The sequence below is a fragment of the Streptomyces sp. SM1 genome (assembly GCF_002910825.1).
Lineage (GTDB): Bacteria > Actinomycetota > Actinomycetes > Streptomycetales > Streptomycetaceae > Streptomyces > Streptomyces okerensis.
The window spans coordinates 1-19,902 of the sequence record NZ_NEUB01000329.1; the positions used below are offsets into that span (position 1 = coordinate 1).

16 protein-coding genes and 2 pseudogenes are annotated in these 19,902 nt (G+C 71.8%); 6 read left to right on the forward strand and 12 right to left on the reverse strand.

The features are described 5' to 3' along the window. The first annotated feature begins 106 nt into the window (after positions 1-106). The gene (locus tag B9S61_RS07990; protein ID WP_103541611.1) at positions 107-2,500 is read left to right on the forward strand and encodes an excinuclease ABC subunit UvrA; all 2,394 of its coding nucleotides are present in this window, start codon (positions 107-109) and stop codon (positions 2,498-2,500) included. A gap of 33 nt (positions 2,501-2,533) precedes the next feature. On the opposite strand, the gene B9S61_RS07995 is transcribed toward B9S61_RS07990, so the two are convergent. Continuing rightward, complete coding sequence (locus tag B9S61_RS07995) at positions 2,534-2,980, reverse strand: PPOX class F420-dependent oxidoreductase (protein WP_103541612.1); 447 nt, start codon at positions 2,978-2,980, stop codon at positions 2,534-2,536. A 47-nt stretch (positions 2,981-3,027) separates the two neighbouring features. Here B9S61_RS07995 and B9S61_RS08000 point away from each other — a divergent pair, with 47 nt between their 5' ends. After that, the gene (locus B9S61_RS08000) at positions 3,028-4,257 is read left to right on the forward strand and encodes a serine hydrolase (RefSeq protein ID WP_103541613.1); all 1,230 of its coding nucleotides are present in this window, start codon (positions 3,028-3,030) and stop codon (positions 4,255-4,257) included. Positions 4,258-4,267: 10 nt separating this feature from the next. Here B9S61_RS08000 and ribA read toward each other — a convergent pair whose 3' ends face one another. Further along, on the reverse strand, positions 4,268-4,927 hold the full coding sequence (gene ribA / locus B9S61_RS08005; RefSeq protein ID WP_103541614.1) for a GTP cyclohydrolase II: 660 nt from the start codon (positions 4,925-4,927) through the stop codon (positions 4,268-4,270). 41 nt (positions 4,928-4,968) lie between these two features. On the opposite strand from ribA, the gene B9S61_RS08010 reads away from it, so the two are divergent. Beyond that, entirely contained in the window at positions 4,969-5,736 is a 768-nt protein-coding gene (locus B9S61_RS08010) for a creatininase family protein (protein WP_181007290.1), read from the forward strand. A 365-nt stretch (positions 5,737-6,101) separates the two neighbouring features. On the opposite strand, the pseudogene B9S61_RS43260 reads toward B9S61_RS08010, so the two are convergent. From B9S61_RS43260 to B9S61_RS08035, 5 genes and pseudogenes are all read right to left on the reverse strand, one after another. Then, positions 6,102-6,977 (reverse strand): annotated as a pseudogene (locus B9S61_RS43260) (lysylphosphatidylglycerol synthase transmembrane domain-containing protein); the annotation flags it as partial. Continuing rightward, positions 6,974-8,047 carry a class I SAM-dependent methyltransferase gene (locus B9S61_RS08020; protein WP_103541616.1) on the reverse strand — a complete coding sequence of 358 codons (1,074 nt, stop codon included), beginning with the start codon at positions 8,045-8,047 and terminating at the stop codon, positions 6,974-6,976. The gene B9S61_RS08020 and the pseudogene B9S61_RS43260, both read right to left, overlap by 4 nt. Then, positions 8,044-9,252: a glycosyltransferase family 4 protein gene (locus tag B9S61_RS08025; RefSeq protein WP_103541626.1), complete on the reverse strand. Its 1,209-nt coding sequence runs from the start codon at positions 9,250-9,252 to the stop codon at positions 8,044-8,046. Before B9S61_RS08025 ends, B9S61_RS08020 begins: the two co-directional genes overlap by 4 nt. Positions 9,253-9,263: 11 nt before the next feature. Continuing rightward, complete coding sequence (locus tag B9S61_RS08030) at positions 9,264-9,662, reverse strand: 6-carboxytetrahydropterin synthase (RefSeq protein WP_103541617.1); 399 nt, start codon at positions 9,660-9,662, stop codon at positions 9,264-9,266. Positions 9,663-9,776: 114 nt separating this feature from the next. Next, positions 9,777-10,772 (reverse strand): zinc-binding alcohol dehydrogenase, encoded by a 996-nt coding sequence (locus B9S61_RS08035; RefSeq protein WP_103541618.1) that lies wholly within the window; start codon positions 10,770-10,772, stop codon positions 9,777-9,779. Positions 10,773-10,880: 108 nt separating this feature from the next. Between B9S61_RS08035 and B9S61_RS08040 the strand changes: the two genes are divergently transcribed. After that, positions 10,881-11,645 (forward strand): CDP-alcohol phosphatidyltransferase family protein, encoded by a 765-nt coding sequence (locus B9S61_RS08040; protein WP_103541619.1) that lies wholly within the window; start codon positions 10,881-10,883, stop codon positions 11,643-11,645. A gap of 69 nt (positions 11,646-11,714) precedes the next feature. On the opposite strand, the gene B9S61_RS08045 is transcribed toward B9S61_RS08040, so the two are convergent. Beyond that, positions 11,715-12,254: a hypothetical protein gene (locus B9S61_RS08045; protein ID WP_103541620.1), complete on the reverse strand. Its 540-nt coding sequence runs from the start codon at positions 12,252-12,254 to the stop codon at positions 11,715-11,717. Between the two features lie 177 nt (positions 12,255-12,431). On the opposite strand from B9S61_RS08045, the gene B9S61_RS08050 reads away from it, so the two are divergent. Then, positions 12,432-13,022, forward strand: coding sequence for an HD domain-containing protein (locus tag B9S61_RS08050; protein ID WP_103541621.1), 591 nt, complete (start codon positions 12,432-12,434; stop codon positions 13,020-13,022). 25 nt (positions 13,023-13,047) lie between these two features. Here the strand turns inward: B9S61_RS08050 and betT are convergent, their stop codons facing one another. Genes betT through B9S61_RS08065 form a run of 3 tightly spaced genes read right to left on the reverse strand, consistent with a single transcriptional unit; the run spans position 13,048 to position 18,285 of the window. Next, positions 13,048-15,174, reverse strand: a complete 2,127-nt coding sequence (gene betT / locus B9S61_RS08055; RefSeq protein WP_103541622.1) for a choline BCCT transporter BetT — start codon at positions 15,172-15,174, stop codon at positions 13,048-13,050. A gap of 33 nt (positions 15,175-15,207) precedes the next feature. Then, the gene (locus B9S61_RS08060) at positions 15,208-16,761 is read right to left on the reverse strand and encodes a GMC family oxidoreductase (RefSeq protein WP_103541623.1); all 1,554 of its coding nucleotides are present in this window, start codon (positions 16,759-16,761) and stop codon (positions 15,208-15,210) included. 57 nt (positions 16,762-16,818) lie between these two features. Next, positions 16,819-18,285 carry an aldehyde dehydrogenase family protein gene (locus B9S61_RS08065; protein WP_103541624.1) on the reverse strand — a complete coding sequence of 489 codons (1,467 nt, stop codon included), beginning with the start codon at positions 18,283-18,285 and terminating at the stop codon, positions 16,819-16,821. A gap of 476 nt (positions 18,286-18,761) precedes the next feature. Between B9S61_RS08065 and B9S61_RS08070 the strand changes: the two are divergent. After that, positions 18,762-18,977 (forward strand): annotated as a pseudogene (locus B9S61_RS08070) (M23 family peptidase); the annotation flags it as partial. Positions 18,978-19,271: 294 nt separating this feature from the next. On the opposite strand, the gene B9S61_RS08075 reads toward B9S61_RS08070, so the two are convergent. Continuing rightward, a partial coding sequence (locus tag B9S61_RS08075) for a C40 family peptidase (protein ID WP_103541625.1) occupies positions 19,272-19,902 on the reverse strand: 631 nt, incomplete at its 5' end.

Sequence of the window (19,902 nt, forward strand, 5' to 3'; positions counted from 1 at the left end):
CCGCGCCGACGAAGGGGCGACCGGACACACCTGCGAAGCCGGTCGGCCCGACCCGGGGAACGCCGGCGGAGACCGCGTGAGCGGCCCGCCCGACGGATGGAGAACGATGAGCATGGCCACGAGGACGGACCAGCAGCCGGCCGCGCCGCACGCCGCCGACAGCCACGATCTGATCCGTGTGCACGGCGCGCGCGAGAACAACCTCAAGGACGTCAGCGTCGAACTGCCCAAGCGCCGTCTGACCGTGTTCACCGGCGTGTCCGGCTCGGGCAAGAGCTCACTCGTGTTCGACACGATCGCCGCCGAGTCACAGCGGATGATCAACGAGACGTACAGCGCCTTCCTCCAGGGTTTCATGCCCACCCTGGCGCGCCCCGAGGTCGACGTGCTCGAGGGGCTGACCACCGCGATCACCGTCGACCAGCAGCGGATGGGCTCCGACCCGCGTTCCACCGTCGGCACCGCCACCGACGCCAGCGCGATGCTGCGCATCCTCTTCAGCCGGCTCGGCAAGCCGTACTTCGGCCCGCCCGGCGCGTTCTCCTTCAACGTCGCCTCGGTCCAGGCGAGCGGCGGCTTCACGGTCGACCGCGGTACCGACAAGACCAGGACCGAGAAGGTCTCCTTCAACCGCACCGGCGGCATGTGCACGCACTGCGAGGGCCGGGGCACGGTCTCCGACATCGACCTCGCCCAGCTCTACGACGACTCCAAGTCGCTTTCGGAGGACCCCTTCACCATCCCCACCTACACCGGCGACGGCTGGGTGGTGCGGGTCATCACCGAGTCGGGCTTCTTCGACACGGCCAAGCCGATCCGCGAGTACACCAAGAAGGAACGGCACGACTTCCTGTACCGCGAGCCCACCAAGGTGAAGATCAACGGTGTCAACCTCACCTACGAGGGGCTGATCCCCAAGCTCCAGAAGTCGATGCTCAGCAAGGACCGGGAGGCGATGCAGCCGCACATCCGGGCGTTCGTCGACCGGGCGGTCACCTTCGCCACCTGCCCCGAGTGCGACGGCACCCGGCTCACGGCGGGCGCCCGCTCGTCGAAGATCAAGAAGATCAGCATCGCCGACGCCTGCGCGATGGAGATCAGGGACCTCGCCGAGTGGGTCCGCGGCCTCGACGAGCCGTCGGTGAAGCCGTTGCTCACCGCGCTCCAGCACACCCTCGACTCGTTCGTCGAGATCGGTCTCGGCTATCTCTCGCTCGACCGCGCGTCCGGCACCCTGTCGGGCGGTGAGGCGCAGCGCGTGAAGATGATCCGCCACCTCGGTTCCTCGCTCACCGACGTGACCTACGTCTTCGACGAGCCCACCATCGGCCTGCACCCGCACGACATCCAGCGGATGAACACCCTGCTGCTGCGGCTGCGGGACAAGGGGAACACGGTGCTGGTGGTCGAGCACAAGCCGGAGGCGATCGCCATCGCCGACCACGTCGTCGACCTCGGCCCCGGCGCCGGTACGGCGGGCGGCACGGTCTGCTTCGAGGGCACCGTCGAGGCGCTGCGGGCCAGCGACACGGTCACCGGCCGCCACCTCGACGACCGGGCCTCGGTCAAGGACTCGGTCCGCGAGCCCGCCGGCACGCTCGCGATCCGCGGCGCGACGGCGAACAACCTCCAGGGGGTCGACGTCGACATCCCCCTCGGCGTACTCACCGTCGTCACCGGTGTGGCGGGCTCGGGCAAGAGCTCGCTGGTGCACGGCTCGATCCCCTCCGACGAGGGCGTGATCGCGGTCGACCAGACCCCGATCCGCGGCTCCCGGCGCAGCAACCCGGCGACGTACACCGGTCTCCTCGACCCGATCCGCAAGGCGTTCGCCAAGGCCAACGGCGTGAAGCCGGCACTGTTCAGCGCCAACTCCGAGGGCGCCTGCCCCACCTGCAACGGCGCCGGGGTGATCTACACCGACCTCGGCATGATGGCCGGCGTCTCCACCACCTGCGAGGACTGCGGGGGCAAGCGGTTCCAGGCGTCCGTGCTGGAGTACCGCTTCGGCGGGCGGGACATCAGCGAGGTGCTGGCGATGTCGGTGGCGCAGGCCGAGGAGTTCTTCCGCGCCGGCGACGCCCGTACACCCGCCGCGCACAAGATCCTCGAGCGGCTCGCCGACGTCGGGCTCGGCTACCTCACCCTGGGCCAGCCGCTCACCACCCTGTCCGGCGGTGAGCGGCAGCGGCTCAAGCTGGCCACGCACATGGGCGACAAGGGCGGTGTCTACGTCCTCGACGAGCCGACCACCGGCCTCCACCTCGCCGACGTCGAGCAGTTGCTGGCCCTGCTGGACCGGCTGGTCGACTCCGGCAAGTCGGTCATCGTGATCGAGCACCACCAGGCGGTCATGGCGCACGCGGACTGGATCATCGACCTCGGCCCCGGCGCCGGCCACGACGGCGGCCGGATCGTCTTCGAGGGCACCCCGGCCGAGCTGGTCGCCGCCCGCTCCACCCTCACCGGCGAGCACCTCGCGGAGTACGTCGGCGGCTGATCCGCGCGCCACCGCCCGTACCGGGCCGGAGCGTCACGCCCCGGCCCGGCGCGGGATGCCGTACGCCCGCCGCACCCTCAGCCGCAGCACCAGCCGGCGGTCGCGGACCATCGCCGCGCGGTAGTCCTCCCAGTCGGGGTGCTCGCCGTTGACGTCGCGGTACAGCCGGATCAGTTCCTCCACGGTCTCGTCGTAGGGATCCGCGGCGACGGGTGACAGCTCGCCGGTGCCCTCGGCCACCGTGTAGGCCCATCGGTCCGGGGTGGTGACGTGGTAGGAGGCCCGGGGGTCCCGCCGCAGATTGCGGGTCTTGGCGCGGTCGTCCGTGAGCGAGACGCGAATGACGCTCTCATCGGGGTAGTAAGCGTGCGTGACGTTCGACAACTGGGGCCGCCCGTCGCGTTTCAGTGTGACGAGCACGCCGCCCTTCTCCTCGGAGAGCAGGGCGAGCAGCGCGTTCTGTTCGGCGTCCTGAGTCATGACTCGGTCAACGGTCCGCACCGGGCCGGCGTTCCCCAAGGAGAGCGATGGGAGTACTGCGGCAGGAGGCCACCCCCGGGGAGGCCGGGCTGGACGCACGGGCGCTGCAGCGTCTGGACCGGCATTTCGCCCGGCAGGCCGACGAGGGGAAGCTGCCCGGGTTCCTGGTCGCCGTCGCCCGGGGCGGGCGGGTCGCGCACCTGACGGCGTACGGGGCGCGGGACGTGGCGGCCGGGCTGCCGGTGGAGAGCGACACTCTGTGGCGGATCTACTCCATGACCAAGCCGGTGACCGCGGTGGGCGCGCTGATGCTGGTGGAGGAGGGGCTGCTGTCCCTGGACGACCCGGTCGGCCGCCACCTTCCCGCCTTCGCGGAGCCCCGGGTGTACGAGAGCGGCTCCGGCGACCGGGTGCGGACCCGTCCGGCCGCCGGTCCTCTCCTCGTGCGGCACCTGATGACGCACACGGCCGGCCTCACCTTCGCCTTCTACCACGCCCACCCCGTCGACGCGCTGTACCGCGCGGCCGGGCTGGAGTCGTCGGTGGCACCGGGGAAGGACCTCGCCGGGACCACCGACGTGTACGCGGGTCTGCCGCTGCAGTTCGATCCGGGGACGCAGTGGAACTACTCGGCCGCCTCGAACGTACTGGGCCGGATCATCGAGGTCGTGTCCGGCCGTCCGCTCGACGCGTACCTGGCCGAGCGCGTCTTCCGTCCGCTCGGCATGACGGACGCCGGCTTCCGCGTCACCGACGCCCAGGCGGAGCGGCTGGCGGAGCTGTACGGGGAGTCGGACGACGGCGGCATCGAGCCGATCCCGGGCCTGCCCCTGCGGGGGCGCCCCCGCTTCCTGTCCGGCAGCGGCGGCATGGTGGCCTCCGCCCACGACCTGCACCGGTTCATGGAACTCCTGCGCCGGCGCGGCGAACTCGACGGCACGCGCCTGCTCGCCCCGGCCACGGTGGACCTGATGACCCGCAACCACCTGCCCGGCAACGCCGACCTGCGCGCCTTCGGCAGCCGCCCGGCACACGACGAACCCGGCAACGAGGGCGTCGGCTTCGGTCTCGGTGTCTCCGTGGTCATCGACCCGTCCCGCACCCAGTCCCCGTCGGGCCTCGGCAGCTACGGCTGGAGCGGCGTGGCCACCACCACCTTCTGGGTCGACCCGGGCCGCGACCTGACCGTGCAGTTCTGCACGCAGGTGCGGCCCAGGTCCTCCCACACCGTCTTCCGGGACCTCAAACGGCTGGTGCACGAGGCGGTGACGGGGTGACCGGCCGCCGTCAGGACAGGTGGGCCACCGCGTCCAGATGGGGCAGATGGTGGTCGAGGCGCTCCCGCTTGGTGCGCAGATAGGTGATGTTGCTCTCGCACGGCGGTATGAGCAGCGGTACCTGCTCGGCGACCTGGACGCCGTGCCGCACCAGCGCCTCCCGCTTGCGCGGGTTGTTGGACATCAGCCGTACCGACCGCACACCCAGGTCCTGCAGCATCCCGGCGGCGACGGCGTAGTCCCGGGCGTCCACCGGCAGACCGAGGGCCAGGTTCGCCTCGACGGTGTCCAGCCCCTCCGCCTGCAGGGCCATCGCCCGCAGCTTGGCGAGGAGCCCGATACCGCGGCCCTCGTGCCCCCTCAAGTAGACGACCACGCCCGCCCCTTCGGCGACGACCGCGCGCAGCGCCGCCGCCAGCTGGTCGCCGCACTCGCAGTGCTGGGAACCGAAGGCGTCCCCGGTCAGGCACTCCGAGTGCAGCCGGGTGAGGACCCGGTCCCTGCCCAGGTCGCCGTGGACCAGGGCGACTTGTTCGTCACCGCGGTCGTGGTCCAGATAGCCGACCGCCTGGAACTTTCCGTACACGGTGGGCAGCGGCGCATTCACGACGCGTTCCACACCGGTCCGCCGCAGAGGCTTCTTGCCGAGTACGCCTACTTTTTCTGTCATGATTCTCGAGTTCCTAAGCAGAGACGAAAGGCCGAGACGATATGGGTGGTTCACACATGAGGTCGGCGGCATACGGCCCGGTGCACGGTCTGTTGCCGGCGGATACTACAGAGGATGTACGGACGCGGGGAGCCGGTGTCTCACAGCAGATCGCGGTTCTTCCGGTCGGGAGTTTCGAGCAGCACGGCCCGTACCTGCCGCTGGCGACCGACACGCTGGTCGCCTGTGCGATCGCACGGGGGATCGCCGACGCCTACCCGGTGCACTTCCTCCCCCCGGTGACGATCTCCTGCTCGCACGAGCACGCGGCCTGGCCGGGGACCGTCTCGATCTCTGCCGTGACCCTTCACGCGGTGATCCGGGACATCGCCGACTCGCTCCGCCGGTCGGGCGTGGACACTCTCGTACTGGTCAACGGGCACGGCGGAAACTACGTCCTGGGCAACGCCGTTCAGGAATCCTCGGCCCGCGGCGAAAAGATGGCCCTGTACCCGGCCCCGGAGGACTGGGAGACGGCACGCGAGCGCGCCGGCGTCGTCACCTCTCTCCTCACCGACATGCACGCGGGCGAAATCGAGGCCTCCGTCCTTCTGCACACTCATCCCGAATTGCTCCGCCCCGGTTATGAGACCTCCGACCACGTGGCGGACGACCGCCGCCATCTCCTGACCCTCGGTATGCCCGCCTATACGGATTCCGGCGTCATCGGCCGCCCTTCCCTGGCCTCGGCGGAAAAGGGCAAGGAACTCCTGACAAGCCTGACGGATTCCTTCGCCCCGTATTTCTCCCTGCTGACCTCCGAAGCCTGAGAAAGAGCCCGAGCCGCAACTCCCGGCCCGTCCGAAGCCTCAGAACAAGCCCGAGCCCCCACTGCCAGCCCATCCGGCCCCTGACAACAAGCCCGAACCCCCACTCCCAGCCCATCCGGCCCCTGGGGAAGGGGCGGAGCGCCCACTCCCAGCCCGTCCGGCGCTTGAGGACGAGGCCGAAGGCCGGCCGGGGGTCCGGGGGCGCCGCCCCCGGGGACGGGAAGGGAAGGGGCGGCGGGGGCGACAGAAACACGGCCACCGACCGACCGCACCCCGCCGTACCACCGCACCACCAGCACCACCACCCCCGGCAGACTGGCGACCAGACTGAGCACGCCGTACACGACGGCGACCGTGAACCCGACCCCCGCCCCCAGCCCCGCCGCCCCGAACGCCCAGGCGGTGACCCCCTCCCGGGGCCCCCACCCCCCGACATTCAGCGGCAGCCCCATCGCCAGCAGCGCCAGCACCGCGAGCGGCAACAGCCGCCAGACACCCGCATCCACCCCGGCCACCCGCGCGGCCAGCACGAACATGGCGACATACCCGCCCAGCACCACCACGGAGGACACGAGAACACCGGGCGCGCTCCGCCGGGAGCACAGTCCTTCCCGAGCCTCACCCAGCATCCGCGCCCCCCACCCGGGCCCGCGCACCGGCCGCGCCGCCGCCCCCCGGTTCATCCGCAGCGCGAGAACCACCGCACAGACCCCCACCACCCCGAGTCCCACCACCGGCGCCACCTGGCGCACCGGACCCAGCACCGGCGACGGCACGGTCGCCAGCACCACACCCCCGGCGACGAACAGCGCGAGCTGTCCGGCCGTCCGTTCCAGGACCACCGCCCGCACGCCCCGCCCCAGGTCGCCGGCTTCCTTCCCGTGCCGCACGGCCCGGTGGACGTCGCCCAGGACCCCGCCGGGCAGGGCCGCGTTGAGGAACAGGGCACGGTAGTAGTCCGCGACGGCCGCCCCCAGCGGCAGCCGGATGCCGATCCCCCGCGCCACAAGGACCCAGCGCCACGCGCTGAACGCGGTGGTCACCAGCCCGATGCCCAGCGCGGCGGCCAGCGTGGCACCGTCGATGCGTCGCACCCCGTCCACCAGGGCGCCCGTCCCGAGCCGCCAGAACAGCACCCCGAGAATCACCACACCGGCGAGGGTGCACAGACGCGTGCGCACGGTACGGGTGTTGAGCCACGCCGCCAGGGCACTCAGGCGGCCACGGCCCCGTCCGCTCATGCGGACCCGTCCACCGGCCGGCACAGCGCGAGCAGGTCACTGTGCTGCACGACCACCCGCAACTCCCCCGCCGCGCAGGCCTCCAGCCGCTCCGCCAGATAGCCCTCCGCCGGCGCCGCCAGCTCCGGCCGCTCCTCCACCGCCGCGCCGACCCATCCCCGGAGCCACTGCTCGGTCAGCGCCGCCTGCTCCGGCCCGAGACGCCAGGGGCTCGGGTTCAGCCGTACGGTCGCCCCGTGTTCGGCGAACGCCTCCGCCGCGACCGTGACCGCGTCCGGCCCGAGCAGACCGCCCCGCCGCTGATGGGCGTTGAACGCCCCGGCGATCTCCTCGTCCATCGGATGCGGTGCGGTCAGCTCCACGCGCCCCGCCACCGACAGCGTCAGCAGAGCGGGACAGCCGGCCCCGGCACAGGCGGCGGCGAGAGCACCGATCTCCTCACGGGTGAGGACGTCGAGCAGCGCGGACGCGGTCACCAGGGAGGCCCCGGCCAGTACGTCCCCCGTGATCCGGGCCACGTCACCGCGCCGGGTCTCGACGGTGACGTGGCTGCCGTCGGCGGCGGAGCGCGGGGAGGCGACGGCGGCGAAGTGCAGCAGGTAGGGGTCCCGGTCGTGCAGGACCCAGTGCTGGGCACCGTCGAGGTGGGGCGCGAGCCAGCGGCCCATCGACCCGGTGCCGCAGCCGATGTCGTGGATGACGAAGCCGTCCGCCCGGCGCGGCAGGTTGGCGAGCCGGATGCGCAGCGGGTCGAGCAGGTCGTACGAGCGGGCGGCGGCGTCGGCCGGTTCGCGCAGCTGGAGCCATTCGGGCGCGTAGCGGGCCGGTTCGTCGTCGCCGGTGTCCCGCAGCCGCAGGGTGGCCCGCTCCCCGGGCCGGGGGGCGGCCGGTCCGGCGCCGGGGATGACGGACGTTCCGGAGGTACCGCCGGTCTCGGACTGCACGGTGCCCGGACCTCCGGTCCCCCCTGCCCCGCCGACTGCCGTATCCGTGGCATCGGTGGTGTCCCGGGGGCCGGGCGGGGCCGGGATCGTCCCCAGGTACTGGGTGGTGGTCGCCGGTTCGGTCATGCCGCCCTCCGGGGCTCGGTCGGGAGCCGGCGCAGTACCGCCGCCAGGCTCTGTGCGGTGCTCGCCCAGCCACCGAGGGCGGCCCGCCGGCTGCGGGCGGCCGCCTTGAGCCGGCGTCGTACGTCCGCCTCGCCGAACCAGCCGCGCAGTTCGGCGGCGAGGGCGGCGGGGTTCTCCGGCGGGACGAGGATGCCGGGCACTCCCCCGTCGGGTGCGCGGCCGACCGCCTCGGGCAGTCCGCCGACGTCGGTGGCCAGCACCGGGATGCCGCGCGCCAGGGCCTCGGTGACGGCCATGCCGTACGTCTCCGCGTACGAGGTGAGCACCATCAGGTCGGCGGCGGCGTAACTCGCGTCCAGGGCGGCTCCGGTCCGCGGGCCGGTCAGTTCCAGCCGGTCCTCCAGGCCGTGCTCGCGGATGAGACCGCGCAGGTGAGTCACGTACTCGGGATCGTGGCCGAGTCCGCCGACGAGCGAGCAGTTCCACGGCAGGTCGGCGACGGCCGCCAGGGCCTCCACGAGCCGGTGCTGTCCCTTGCGGGGTGTCACGGCGGCCACGCACAGCAGCCGCGAGACGCCGTCGGTGCCGGGCGCGAGGGGTGCGATGTCGGCGCCGGGCGCGGCGACGTGGACGCGGTCGGGGGCGAGCCCGTGGTGGGAGACGAGGCGGCGGACGGCCCAGTCGCTGGTGGCGATGACGGCCGGGACCGCCCGCAGTACCGCGCGTTCGCGGGTGTCGAGTTCGGCGGCGACGGCAGCGTCGAGTCCGGTCTCGTCACCGAGCGGGAGATGGACGAGTACGGCCATGCGCAGCCGTCCCTCCTCCGCCTCCGGGACGACGATCTCGGGCACCCCGCAGGCGACCAGGCCGTCGAGCAGCACGACGCTGCCGTCCGGCAGTTCGCGCAGGGTGCGGGCGAGTTCGGCGCGGGCTGCGGCGCCGGGCCGGGGCCAGTCACCGGCCACCGGGTGCCGGTGCACCTGCCAGCCGAAGCCGGGCAGGTCGAGGCAGGCGCGGCGGTCGTAGGCGTTGCCGCCGCTCGGGGCGGCCGGGTCGTCGACGCCGCCCGGCATCACGAAGTGCACCGTGCGCAGGGACATGGGGATGATCCCGTCGTTCCTCGGAAAGGACGTCTGCCGCGGCACGTAGCCCAGCCGGGCGGTGTCCGTGCCGGTCCGGTCGGTGGCCGTGTGTTCGACGTCCATGGTCGTGTCGGTCACAGGTCACGCTCGTAACTCGCCCAGGCGATGTGCGACTCGTGCAGTGCGACGGCGACCTTCGCGATGCCCTTGGCTCCCTCGCCGAGGGCGCCCTTGTGGATGCGTTCGGCGAGCCGGTCGGCGATGACCTTGGCCAGGTACTCCGTGGAGGTGTTGATCCCCGCGAAGTCCGGTTCGTTGTCGAGGTTGCGGTAGTTCAGCTCGCCGACGACGGCTCCGAGTTCCTGTGTGGCGAGACCGATGTCGACCACGATGTTGTCCTCGTCCAGCTGTTCACGCCGGAACGTGGCGTCCACGAGGAACGTGGCCCCGTGGAGACGCTGGGCCGGTCCGAAGACCTCGCCGTGGAAGCTGTGGGCGATCATGATGTGATCGCGGACGGTGATGCTGAACAACGGACGACCCTCCAGGTGCGGCGCGTCTGTTCCCCGTCCGGTCTCCGGCGGGGATGTCGTGTAGTACGGCTGACTGTCTTCCCCCGTTCAGCGTCAGCCACCTCTTTTCTGAGGTCAGGCGTCTGTGTGCCGGTCCGGGCCGGGGTAGCGGACGCGGTGGCACAGCGCGGGGACGGCGCCCGAGGCGAGCCGGGGCATGACGTCGGGCAGCTCCTCGAAGGCGGATTCGCCGGTGATCAGGGCGTCGAGGGCGGGGTCGGCGAGCAGGTCGAGGGCGAGGGCGAGCCGGTCGGCGTAGCTGCGGTCGGCGCGGGCCGGGGAGACCGTGCCGACCTGGCTGCCGCGGACGGTCAGCCGGCGGGAGTGGAAGGCCTCGCCGAGCGGGAGGGCCACCTTCCGGTCGCCGTACCAGCTCAGCTCGACGACGGTGCCCTCGGGGCGGAGCAGTTCGAGTGCGCGGCCCAGGCCCTGTTCGGTGGCGCTGGCGTGGACGACGAGGTCGCACTCGCCGAGGGCGTCACCGGGCAGCGCGAACCCGACGCCGAGGGCGTCGGCGGTCTTCGCGCGGGCGGGGTCCGCGTCGACGAGCTGGACGCGCACGCCGGGGAAGCGGGCCAGCAGCGCCGCCACCGAGCAGCCGACCATCCCGCCGCCGACCACGGCGATCCGGTCGCCGACCAGCGGCGCGGCGTCCCACAGGGCGTTGACGGCGGTCTCCACCGTGCCGGCGAGGACGGCCCGTCCGGCGGGGACGCCGTCGGGTACGGGCGTGACGGCGTGCGCGGGAACGACGTACCGCGTCTGGTGCGGGTAGAGGCAGAAGACCGTACGGCCCGTCAGCGTCTCGGGCCCCTCCTCCACCACTCCCACGTTGAGGTAGCCGTACTTCACCGGGCCGGGGAAGTCGCCCTCCTGGAACGGCGCCCGCATCGTGGTGTGCTGGTTCGCGGGCACGCCGCCGCGGAAGACGAGCGTCTCGGTGCCGCGGCTGACGCCGGTGTAGAGCGAGCGCACCAGCACCTCGTCCGGGCCGGGCGCCGGCAGGGTGACCTCACGGATCGTCCCTCGGCCAGGTGAGTCGAGCCAGAAGGCCCGGGCGGTGCGGTTCATCGAAATCCTCCTGAACGATCGGGAAGCTGCACGCGTACCGAGGAGTGCACAGGCCGCGCACAAGGTAGCGGCGGTGATCGACTCTGTCATACGGCCGGAGGATGCTCGGTGGCCCTGAACAACACTTACGACGCGAGGCTCGTGCAGCAGGAGACCGCCGTGGGGGCGGGTGTACAGATCCTGTTGCTGGCCCTGATCGGCACGGCGATCGGCATGGGCCCGGTGGGCTGGCTGACCGGCCTCGCGTTCGCGATCGCCACCTGGGCGGTGCTCTCCCGGGCCCTGTACCGGTCCCGGTCGCGGTCCTTCGGGCCGGCGAACCGGGTCACGCTCGGCCGGGCCACTCTGGTCGGCGGCGTCACCGCGCTGGTCGCCGACTCGTTCCAGGACTCGCCCCCCGTCTCCCTCCTCGTCGGCCTGACCGCCGTGGCCCTGATCCTCGACGGCGTCGACGGCAAGGTGGCCCGCAGGACCGGTACGTCGACTCCGCTGGGCGCCCGCTTCGACATGGAGGTGGACGCGTTCCTGATCCTGGTGCTGAGTGTGTACGTGTCGATGGCGATGGGTCCGTGGGTGCTCCTCATCGGCGGCATGCGCTACGTCTTCGTCGCGGCGGCCCGCGTCCTGCCCTGGCTGACCGCCCCGCTCCCGCCGAGCACGGCCCGCAAGACGGTGGCAGCGCTCCAGGGCGTGCTGCTGCTGGTGGCGGGCGCGGCACTGCTGCCGCACGCGGTCAACGTCGCCGTGGGGGCCCTGGCCCTGGGTCTCCTGGTGTGGTCCTTCGGCCGCGACGTGCTGTGGCTGTGGCGGACGTCGCGGATCACGGCGGCGCCGGCCACCCGCGAGGTACGGCGGGAACTGGTCGCGAGCTGACACCCGGCCGACGCAGCGCGGGCCCGCACCACACCGCGTCCGCCCCGCCCCGGCCGCCCGGCCTGCCGTCTACTCGATCCCCGTCGCGTCGAGCAGCCGCACCACCTCCTTGCGCCCGTACCCGAGGAGCCTCGCCCGATGGGTGGCCATGAGCACCAGGTGCGCGACGATCTGCGCCGCGTAGCCGTCCCTCTCGGAGCCCAGCCACTCGTGCGGCTTCTCGACTCCGAGGCCGGTCATCACCAGCCCGTGCTCACGGCGGATCTCCGCGACGGTGCCGGCGACCGCGTCCAGCAACGACTTCCCCGGCCGCTCGCACTCCAGGGCGAAGCACCCCCGGTCGACCGGCACACACCCCTTCGGCGGACGCTCCCGCAGCCCCGCGTACCGCTCGTCCCCGAACGCGCCCAGGACGAACTCCTCGTGCACCAGCGGGAACCGGTGGAACCCGGGCGGGACGGGAGGTGGTGGAGGCGTGTACTCCCACCCGGCGTCCTCGTACAACTGCCGCTTGACCTCCTCCTCGTCGGCGTGCGTCACCGAGAAGCCCGCCGCGTCGTTGCGCCCGGTCGTCGTGCCGTCGGGGTTGCGGTGGAAGTGCAGGTTCATGGTGTGCTCCTGTTGCCGTGATGAGAGGTGAGACGTGGACGGAATCTCCCGTCACCAGCTCGAACGGCCCGCGAGGCCGGCACGTGCCCTCTGCGGGCGGCACCACCTGATCGCGTGAAAAGGCCGTCGGCGGGAACTCTCCGGCCGCGAGGGACCGGCGGTTGTTACGCTCCCCCGATGAGGATTCCGGCCCCCGAAGAGATCCGCGCGCTGCACGAGAAGTACGCGCCCACCCCCGAGGCGCTCGCCCTCGTCCACACGCACTGCGAGATCGTCTGGAGCGTCGCCGAACAGCTCCTCTCCGCGCCGGGCCTCGCCCATCTCGACGCCGGTCTGGTCCGCGCGGGCTGCCTCCTCCACGACATCGGCGTCTACCGCCTCTACGGCGACGACGGACGCCTGGACCACCGGAACTACGTCCGGCACGGACTCCTCGGCCACGACATCCTCGAGGCGGAGGGCTTCCCCGAACCGCTGCGCCGCTTCTGCTCCCACCACACCGGAGTGGGTCTCACCCGGCACGACGTCGTCGTCCAGGGCCTCCCCCTCCCTCCCGCCGACTACCTTGCTGAGACGGAGGAGGAGCGGCTGGTGATGTACGCGGACAAGTTCCACACCAAGTCCCGGCCGTCGGTATTCCTCACCCCCGACGAGTACGCCGCTCACGTCCGCCGCTTCGGCGAGGACAAGGTGACCGCCTTCCAGGCTCTCCGCGCCGCGTTCGGCGACCCTGACCTCGCCCGGCCGGTAGCGCGCGTCGCGGTGTGACGGCTGCCCGTCGCCGGTGCGGGGCCTACTCCTCCGGCAGGTGTGCGTCGGGGGCGTCCGGGCGGTGGTCGGGGAGGTTGGAGCGGGTGGCCGCCTCGTGGCGGACACGCAGGAACTCCAGGTGACGCTCGTACTGGTCGAGGCTGTCGGCGATGAGCTGTTCCCTGGTGTAGCCCATCACGTCGTAGTCCTGGTTGCCCTCGGCGAGCCGGACCTCGAACCGGATGTAGGTGTCGTGCTTGCTGACGGACCGGGTGGCGAAGGCGGGGGTCGGCAGTTCGACGGGCCAGACCTCGTAGCGGAACTCGTCGTCGGCACCGATCGGCACGCGCAGTCCGACGTGGGCGAGTCCGGTGCCCTCGACGGTGCCTTCCAGAACCTCCGCCTGTGCCCCCTGCTCCCGCAGTTCTCCGGCGACCTCCTCGAAGGCGGGGCGGCACACGGTGTCGACGAATCGCGCGGCCGCCCGCCTGCCGGGGAACGCCATCGCCCGCGCCAGCCGGTGCCGCCAGTTCGGCGCCCCCGGGAGCCCTTGCTGCGTCATGCGTCCGGAGAGCGACCCGGGCAGGGTGGTGATCCTCGCTTCCACCTTCATCCGCTCGGTGCGCAGCGCCAGGAAGAGCCCGGCCATGATCAGGAACATCACGAAGGAGAACGGCAGCCCCATGATGATGGTGGCGTTGGTGAGCGCCTGCACTCCGCCGACGATGAGCATGGCGAGGGTGAGCAGCCCGGTCGCCACCGCCCAGAAGATGCGCAGCCAGGTGGGCGCGTCGGTCACCGGGGTGGGCAGGTCGGCGCTGAGGTTGCCCATGACCAGGGCGCCGGAGTCCGCCGAGGTGACGTACAGCAGCAGCCCTACGAAGGTGGCGAGTCCGGCGCTGAACATGAACCCGGGGAACTGCTCCAGCAGGCTGTAGAAGCCCTGTTCGGGGACGTTCATGGCCGTCTCGCCGAACCCGGTGTTCCCGTCGCGCACCACGAACAGGGCGCTGTTGCCGAAGATCGCCAGGAAGAGACCGGTGAAGAGGAACGGGATGACCAGCGTCGCCGCGATGAACTCGCGCAGGGTGCGGCCGCGGGAGATACGGGCCAGGAAGAGCCCGACGAACGGCGCCCAGGCGACCCACCACGCCCAGAAGAAGAGGGTCCACGCGTCCAGCCACTCGGTGGGCTGGTCGTAGGCGAAGGTGTTGAGGGTCATCGAGGGGAAACCGCTGATGTAGTCGCCGACGTTCTGGACCACGGCGTTGAGCACGCGGAACGGTTCGCCGACGACGAGGATGTAGAACATCAGCAGGGTGGCGAGGAGGATGTTGAGCTGGGACAGCCGGCGGATGCCCTTGTCCACGCCGGAGGCCGCCGACACGGTGGCCATCACCACCGCGACGACGATCAGGGCGATCTGCGCGGCGAGCCCCTCGGGCACGTCGAAGAGGACCTTCAGTCCGTAGTTCAGCTGCACCACGCCGATGCCGAGGGTCACGCCGATGCCGAACACGGTGCCGATGATGGCCGCGAGGTCGACGGCGTCACCGATCCGCCCGTGGATCCGGCGGCCGATGAGGGGGTAGAGCGCGGAGCGGATCGCGAGCGGCAGCCGGTAGCGGAAGGAGAAGTAGCCGAGTGCCATGCCCATCAGCGCGTACATGCCCCAGCCGGTGATGCCGTAGTGGAACAGGGTCCACACCACGGCCTCCCGGGCGGCCTCGAGCGTCTCCGGGTCGCCCTGCGGCGGGGCGAGGTAGTGGCTGACAGGCCCGGAGACCGAGAAGAACATCAGGTCGATGCCGATGCCCGCCGCGAACAGCATCGCCCCCCAGGTGAAGACACCGTAGTCGGGCTTGGAGTGCTTGGGGCCCAGCTTGACCGTGCCGTACTTGGACACCGCGATGTAGAGGACGAAGAGCAGGTACAGGGTCGCGGCGACGAAGTAGTACCAGCCGAACCAGTGGGAGATCTTGCCGACCGCCACTCCGATGGCGTCCTCCGCCCCGGAGGGTGTGATGATCGCCCAGAGGGAGACGGCGAGGACGAGGAGGGCCGACCCGAAGAAGACCACGGGTTTGAGCCGTACCGGACCGGTCGGTTCGTCCGCCGCCAGGATGTCCTCGGGCGCCGTTTCCGGGTTCTTATCGCCGGCGGTCGACACAGTGGTGTTCCTCCTTCGCCGAGGGACAGGGAGTCACCGTGCGGCCGCCCGCCCGGTGAGCAGGTCGGCGGCGCGTTCGGCGGCGAGCAGGACGGTCACCATCGGGTTGATGGTGGGCATCGTCGGGAACACCGACGCGTCGACGACGCGCACACCCTCGACGCCGCGCAGTCTCAGCTCCGGGTCGCAGACGGCCATCGGGTCGTCCGCCGCGCCCATCCGGCAGGTGCCCGCCGGGTGGTAGACGGTGTGGGCGACGCGGCGCCCGTACTCCGACAGGCCGGCGTCGGAGGTGACGTCCGGACCGGGTGCGACCTCGCGCACGAGCCAGTCCTTCAGCGGATCGGTCGCGGCGATCTCCCGGGCGACCTTGAGCCCTTCGACGATGGTGCGCTCGTCGTGCCCCTCGGGATCGGTGAAGTACCGGAAGTCCAGGGCGGGGTGCTCGGACGGGTCGGAACTGCGCAGCCACATGCGGCCGGTGGAGCGGGCCCGGGGCACGTTCGGCGTCATGCACACCCCGTGCTCGGGTACGGGGTAGCCCAGACGTTCGGTGTTGACGGTGAACGGCACCTGGTAGAAGTGGAACATCAGGTCGGGCCGCGGCTGCCCCTTATCCATGCGCAGGAAGAGGCCGGCGTCGGAGTCCATCGCGGAGTTGGGCGGCAGCGGTCCGTCGGTCTCCCAGACGATCACCGACTCGGGGTGGTCCAGCAGGTTCTCCCCCACGCCGGGCAGGTCGACGTGGACGTCGATGCCGAGGCGGCGCAGGTCGTCGGCCGGGCCGATGCCGGACAGCATCAGCAGGCGCGGGGTGTCGATGGCCCCGGCGCAGAGCAGGAGTTCGCGGGTCGCGCGCACGGCGGCGGGTTCGCCGTCGGCGCCGCGCACGGCGACGCGGGTGAGCCGTCCCGACTCGTCGGTGAGCAGCCGGTGGGCCCATGTCTCCAGGAGGAGGGTGAGGTTGGGCCGGTCCAGGACCGGGTGGAGGTAGGCGACGGAGGCCGACGAGCGCAGGTTGCCCTCCGGTTCGTAGGCGAGGGAGAAGAAGCCGGTGCCGTCGGCGAAGGGCTCGGCGTTGAAGTCCTCGACGACGGGGACGCCGGTGGCGCGGGAGGCGGCGGTGACGAAGTCCTTGGCGATGGGATTGCGGTCGGCCTCCGCCACCGGAACGATGCTGGTGAGCAGCCGGTTCCGGTACGGGAGGATCGTCGCCGGGTCCCAGCCCGTGCAGCCGGCGGCCACCCAGTCGTCGAGGTCCTGCGGCAGCGGCAGGAAGCTGATCAGCGTGTTGTGGGAGGAGCAGCCGCCGAGGACGCGGGCCCGTGAGTGCAGGATGTGGGAGTTGCCGCGCGGCTGTTCGACGGTGGTGTAGCCGTAGTCGAACTCCGTGCCGAGCAGGTTGATCCAGTTGCGCAGGCGCAGGATGCGTTCGTCGCCGATGTCGCTGGGACCGCCCTCGATCACGCAGACACGGCAGTCGGGGTCCTCGCTCAGGCGGGCGGCGAGGACGCAGCCCGCGGTGCCGCCGCCGACGATGACGTAGTCGTAGGAGGACTCGGCGCCGTGCGGGGTGGTGGCGGCCATGGGGTGCCTTTCTTCGGTGCCGTCGAGGAGTGGGGGGGGTGGCTGCGCCGCGACAGGTCAGCCCTTGAACCAGCCGGAGGGTCCCGGGTTGAGGTTCTGGTAGATGTGCTTGGCCTCCTGGTATTCGCGCAGGCCTGTGGGGCCCAGCTCCCGCCCGACGCCGGAGCGGCCGAAGCCGCCCCACTCGGCCTGCGGTACGTAGGGGTGGAAGTCGTTGATCCACACGGTGCCGTGGCGCAGCCGCTGCGCGACGCGCTGGGCGCGGCTCGCGTCGGAGGTCCAGACGCCGCCTGCCAGGCCGTAGCGGGTGTCGTTGGCGAGTTCCACGGCCTCGTCCTCGGTGCGGAAGCGCTCGACGGTGACGACCGGTCCGAAGACCTCGTCCTGCACGATGTTCATGGTCCTGTCGCAGTCGGCGAAGATCGTCGGCAGCAGGAAGAAGCCGCGGCTGAGCGCCGGGTCGTCGGGGCGGGTGCCGCCGGTGACGAGCCGGGCGCCCTCCTCCTGGGCGGAGGCGATGTGCCGTTCGACCTTGTCCCGGTGCTCGGCGGAGCTGAGCGGCCCGCTCTCGGTGCCCTCCTCCATGCCGTTGCCCAGGCGGATCGCGCGGGCGCGTTCGGCGAGGGCGTCGACGAAGCGGTCGTGCAGGGAGTCCTGGACCAGCAGCCGGGAGCCTGCCGAGCAGACCTGTCCGGCGTGCAGGAACGCGGCGTCGAGCGCGTAGTCCACGGCGGCGTCGAAGTCGGCGTCCTCGAAGACGATGTTGGGGTTCTTGCCGCCGAGCTCCAGCGCGATGTTCTTCGGCCCCTCGGCGGCGGCCGTCATGATGGCGCGCCCGGTGGCCAGGCCGCCGGTGAAGGAGACGAGGTCGACCTCGGGGTGGGAGGTCAGTGCCGCGCCGACGGTCGCTCCGGAGCCGAGCACCAGGTTGGCGACGCCGCGTGGCGCTCCGGCCTCCTCGATCAGCCGCATCATGGCGATGGTGGTGAGCGGGGTGGTCTCGCTGGGCTTGAGGACGAAGGTGTTGCCCGCGGCCAGCGCCGGCGCCACCTTCCACGAGGCCTGCAACAGCGGGTAGTTCCAGGGGGCGATGAGCGCGCACACCCCGACCGGCTGGTGGACGACGCGACTGAGGACGTCGGGGCCGACGTCGACGACCCGGCCGCCGTCCTTGCCGGCGAGTTCCCCGAAGTACCGGAAGCAGTTCGCCACGTCCTCGACGTCGAAGCGGCCCTCGGCCAGCGTCTTGCCGGTGTCGAGGGTCTCGGTGCGGGCGATCTCGTCGATGTCGCGCAGCAGCAGGTCGCGGACGCGCAGCAGGACGTCGGCGCGGCGGCGGGTGGGGGCACCCGCCCAGTCCTCCTCGTCGAAGGCACGCCGGGCGGCGCGGACCGCTCGGTCCACGTCGGTGGCGTCCGCCTCGTCGACGGTGGTGACGACGGAGGCGTCGTACGGGTTCACCACGTCCCGACGCCCCCCGGCGGCCGCGCTCGTCCACTCACCGTCGATGTACAGCTCGCCCACCGTGGGGCCTCCTTAGCGTCCGGCTTCGCATCGGACGTCGCATCCGCCCGGTACCGATCGGTTCGCCGGTCGGCAGCACGGCCATCGTGCGGCGGGTGGGCACGGACCGCACGGCCGGTGTCGCGACCGGGTGGTGGCGGTGCCCCGGACGGGCTAGCGCGGCCGGTGTGCGGCGAGGGCGGCCACGCGTCATGGGCGGGAGTGCGGAACCGGGGCGGCACGTCGGCCCCGTCGATCGCCTCCAGGACTGCCGGGCCGTTTCCCGGCGGGCACGGGTCTCCGGTTCCGGCCACGGCGCGAGCACACGGGGACGGGCGGAGCCCTCCCGTCGCGGCCGGCGTGCGCAGATCTTCCACTCCCGCGCTCCGGCAGAGATCGACACCCTGTCGTGAACGCATCAACTACGCCATCCTGGGCACCGTCCTCGTCCGCTGACACCACCATTCGACGTACGTACTCACAGTTCGGAGACGGCATTGCGATCGATACGCCTCGCCCTGGTGGGCCTCATCGCCCTCGTGGGCAGCCTGATCGTGGCGGCGCCCGCGCAGGCGGCACCACTCTTCAAAGCCCCCTTCGCCTGCGGCCAGAAGTGGACGTACAGCCACCACTCGGCCGAGGTACGGGAGGCGCTCGACTTCGTCCGCAGTGACGGCGGCGCCACCAGCGGCTCGCCCGTGCTCGCCTCGGCAACGACGAAGCACGGGACAACAACGGGACCGTCATCCCGAACTGCTGACGCACCCCGACCGAACCCCTCGGGTCGGCTCGTCCCAGGTGGGCGGACCCGGCCCGGCGGGCGTCGGTCCACGCAGCCGCCCGCCCTGATCACGGCCGGGCCGTGCGTCGACGCCGTTCAGCACACGGGCACCCCGGCCGGGACTCCGCGTACGGTCGACCGCCGCCTCCCGTGAGGCGGCGGTCGCACTCGTACCGCCCGTGCTCCGGGGACCGTCCGTCTCGGAAGCGGCCCCCACACCGGCGGTTCACGGTGTCGGCGGCACCGTCGTCCCGCAGTCGGGCACGCCGTCGAGCCACGCCGCTCCCTGGATGTAGATGTTGGTCACCCACGCCCTGTAGTCCGGCAGGTACGACCACACGTCGTTGGTGTAGCCGTCCGAGGTGACCTCCTCCGCGTGCTTCTGGCACTGGACGCGGATGGTGGTGGAGTACGGGAAGGCGTAGACGCGGGCGGCGCCGAGCGAGGGTGCGGCCCTGGTCCACACGTCGGTGCCCCAGGTCCGGTGGATGTGGCCGGTGACCTGCCCGGTGTTGACGCGGACGGCGCCGAAGTAGCCGCTGAGGCGGACGTCGCTGACCATGAGTTTGGTGCCGGACTCCTTGGCCTCGACCATCTTGCCCGCGCCCAGGTAGATGGCGATGTGGTGCAGGTCCCGCGAGGTGCCCCAGGCCAGCAGGTCGCCCGGGAGCAGCGGTGCCAGGCCCTGGGCGGCGGTGAAGCGGGCGGCGGCGCGGTGCGTGTAGTACTGCTGACTGGCGATGCCGTCGAGGATGTCGGAGCCCGCCGCCTCGGCGTACGCGTGGCGGACCAGGCCCGAGCAGTCGAAGCCGAACCGTCCGGGGTCGTGTTCGCTGTCCGGGTCGGTCGGATCGACC

What these genes read in the sequence shown, in the direction of transcription:
- B9S61_RS07990 (WP_103541611.1), top strand. Translation starts at nt 107, where the DNA reads ATGAGCATGGCCACGAGGACGGACCAGCAGCCGGCCGCGCCGCACGCC.
- B9S61_RS07995 (WP_103541612.1), bottom strand. Translation starts at nt 2,980, where the DNA reads ATGACTCAGGACGCCGAACAGAACGCGCTGCTCGCCCTGCTCTCCGAG.
- B9S61_RS08000 (WP_103541613.1), top strand. Translation starts at nt 3,028, where the DNA reads ATGGGAGTACTGCGGCAGGAGGCCACCCCCGGGGAGGCCGGGCTGGAC.
- ribA (WP_103541614.1), bottom strand. Translation starts at nt 4,927, where the DNA reads ATGACAGAAAAAGTAGGCGTACTCGGCAAGAAGCCTCTGCGGCGGACC.
- B9S61_RS08010 (WP_181007290.1), top strand. Translation starts at nt 4,969, where the DNA reads ATGGGTGGTTCACACATGAGGTCGGCGGCATACGGCCCGGTGCACGGT.
- B9S61_RS08020 (WP_103541616.1), bottom strand. Translation starts at nt 8,047, where the DNA reads ATGACCGAACCGGCGACCACCACCCAGTACCTGGGGACGATCCCGGCC.
- B9S61_RS08025 (WP_103541626.1), bottom strand. Translation starts at nt 9,252, where the DNA reads ATGGACGTCGAACACACGGCCACCGACCGGACCGGCACGGACACCGCC.
- B9S61_RS08035 (WP_103541618.1), bottom strand. Translation starts at nt 10,772, where the DNA reads ATGAACCGCACCGCCCGGGCCTTCTGGCTCGACTCACCTGGCCGAGGG.
- B9S61_RS08045 (WP_103541620.1), bottom strand. Translation starts at nt 12,254, where the DNA reads ATGAACCTGCACTTCCACCGCAACCCCGACGGCACGACGACCGGGCGC.
- B9S61_RS08050 (WP_103541621.1), top strand. Translation starts at nt 12,432, where the DNA reads ATGAGGATTCCGGCCCCCGAAGAGATCCGCGCGCTGCACGAGAAGTAC.
- B9S61_RS08060 (WP_103541623.1), bottom strand. Translation starts at nt 16,761, where the DNA reads ATGGCCGCCACCACCCCGCACGGCGCCGAGTCCTCCTACGACTACGTC.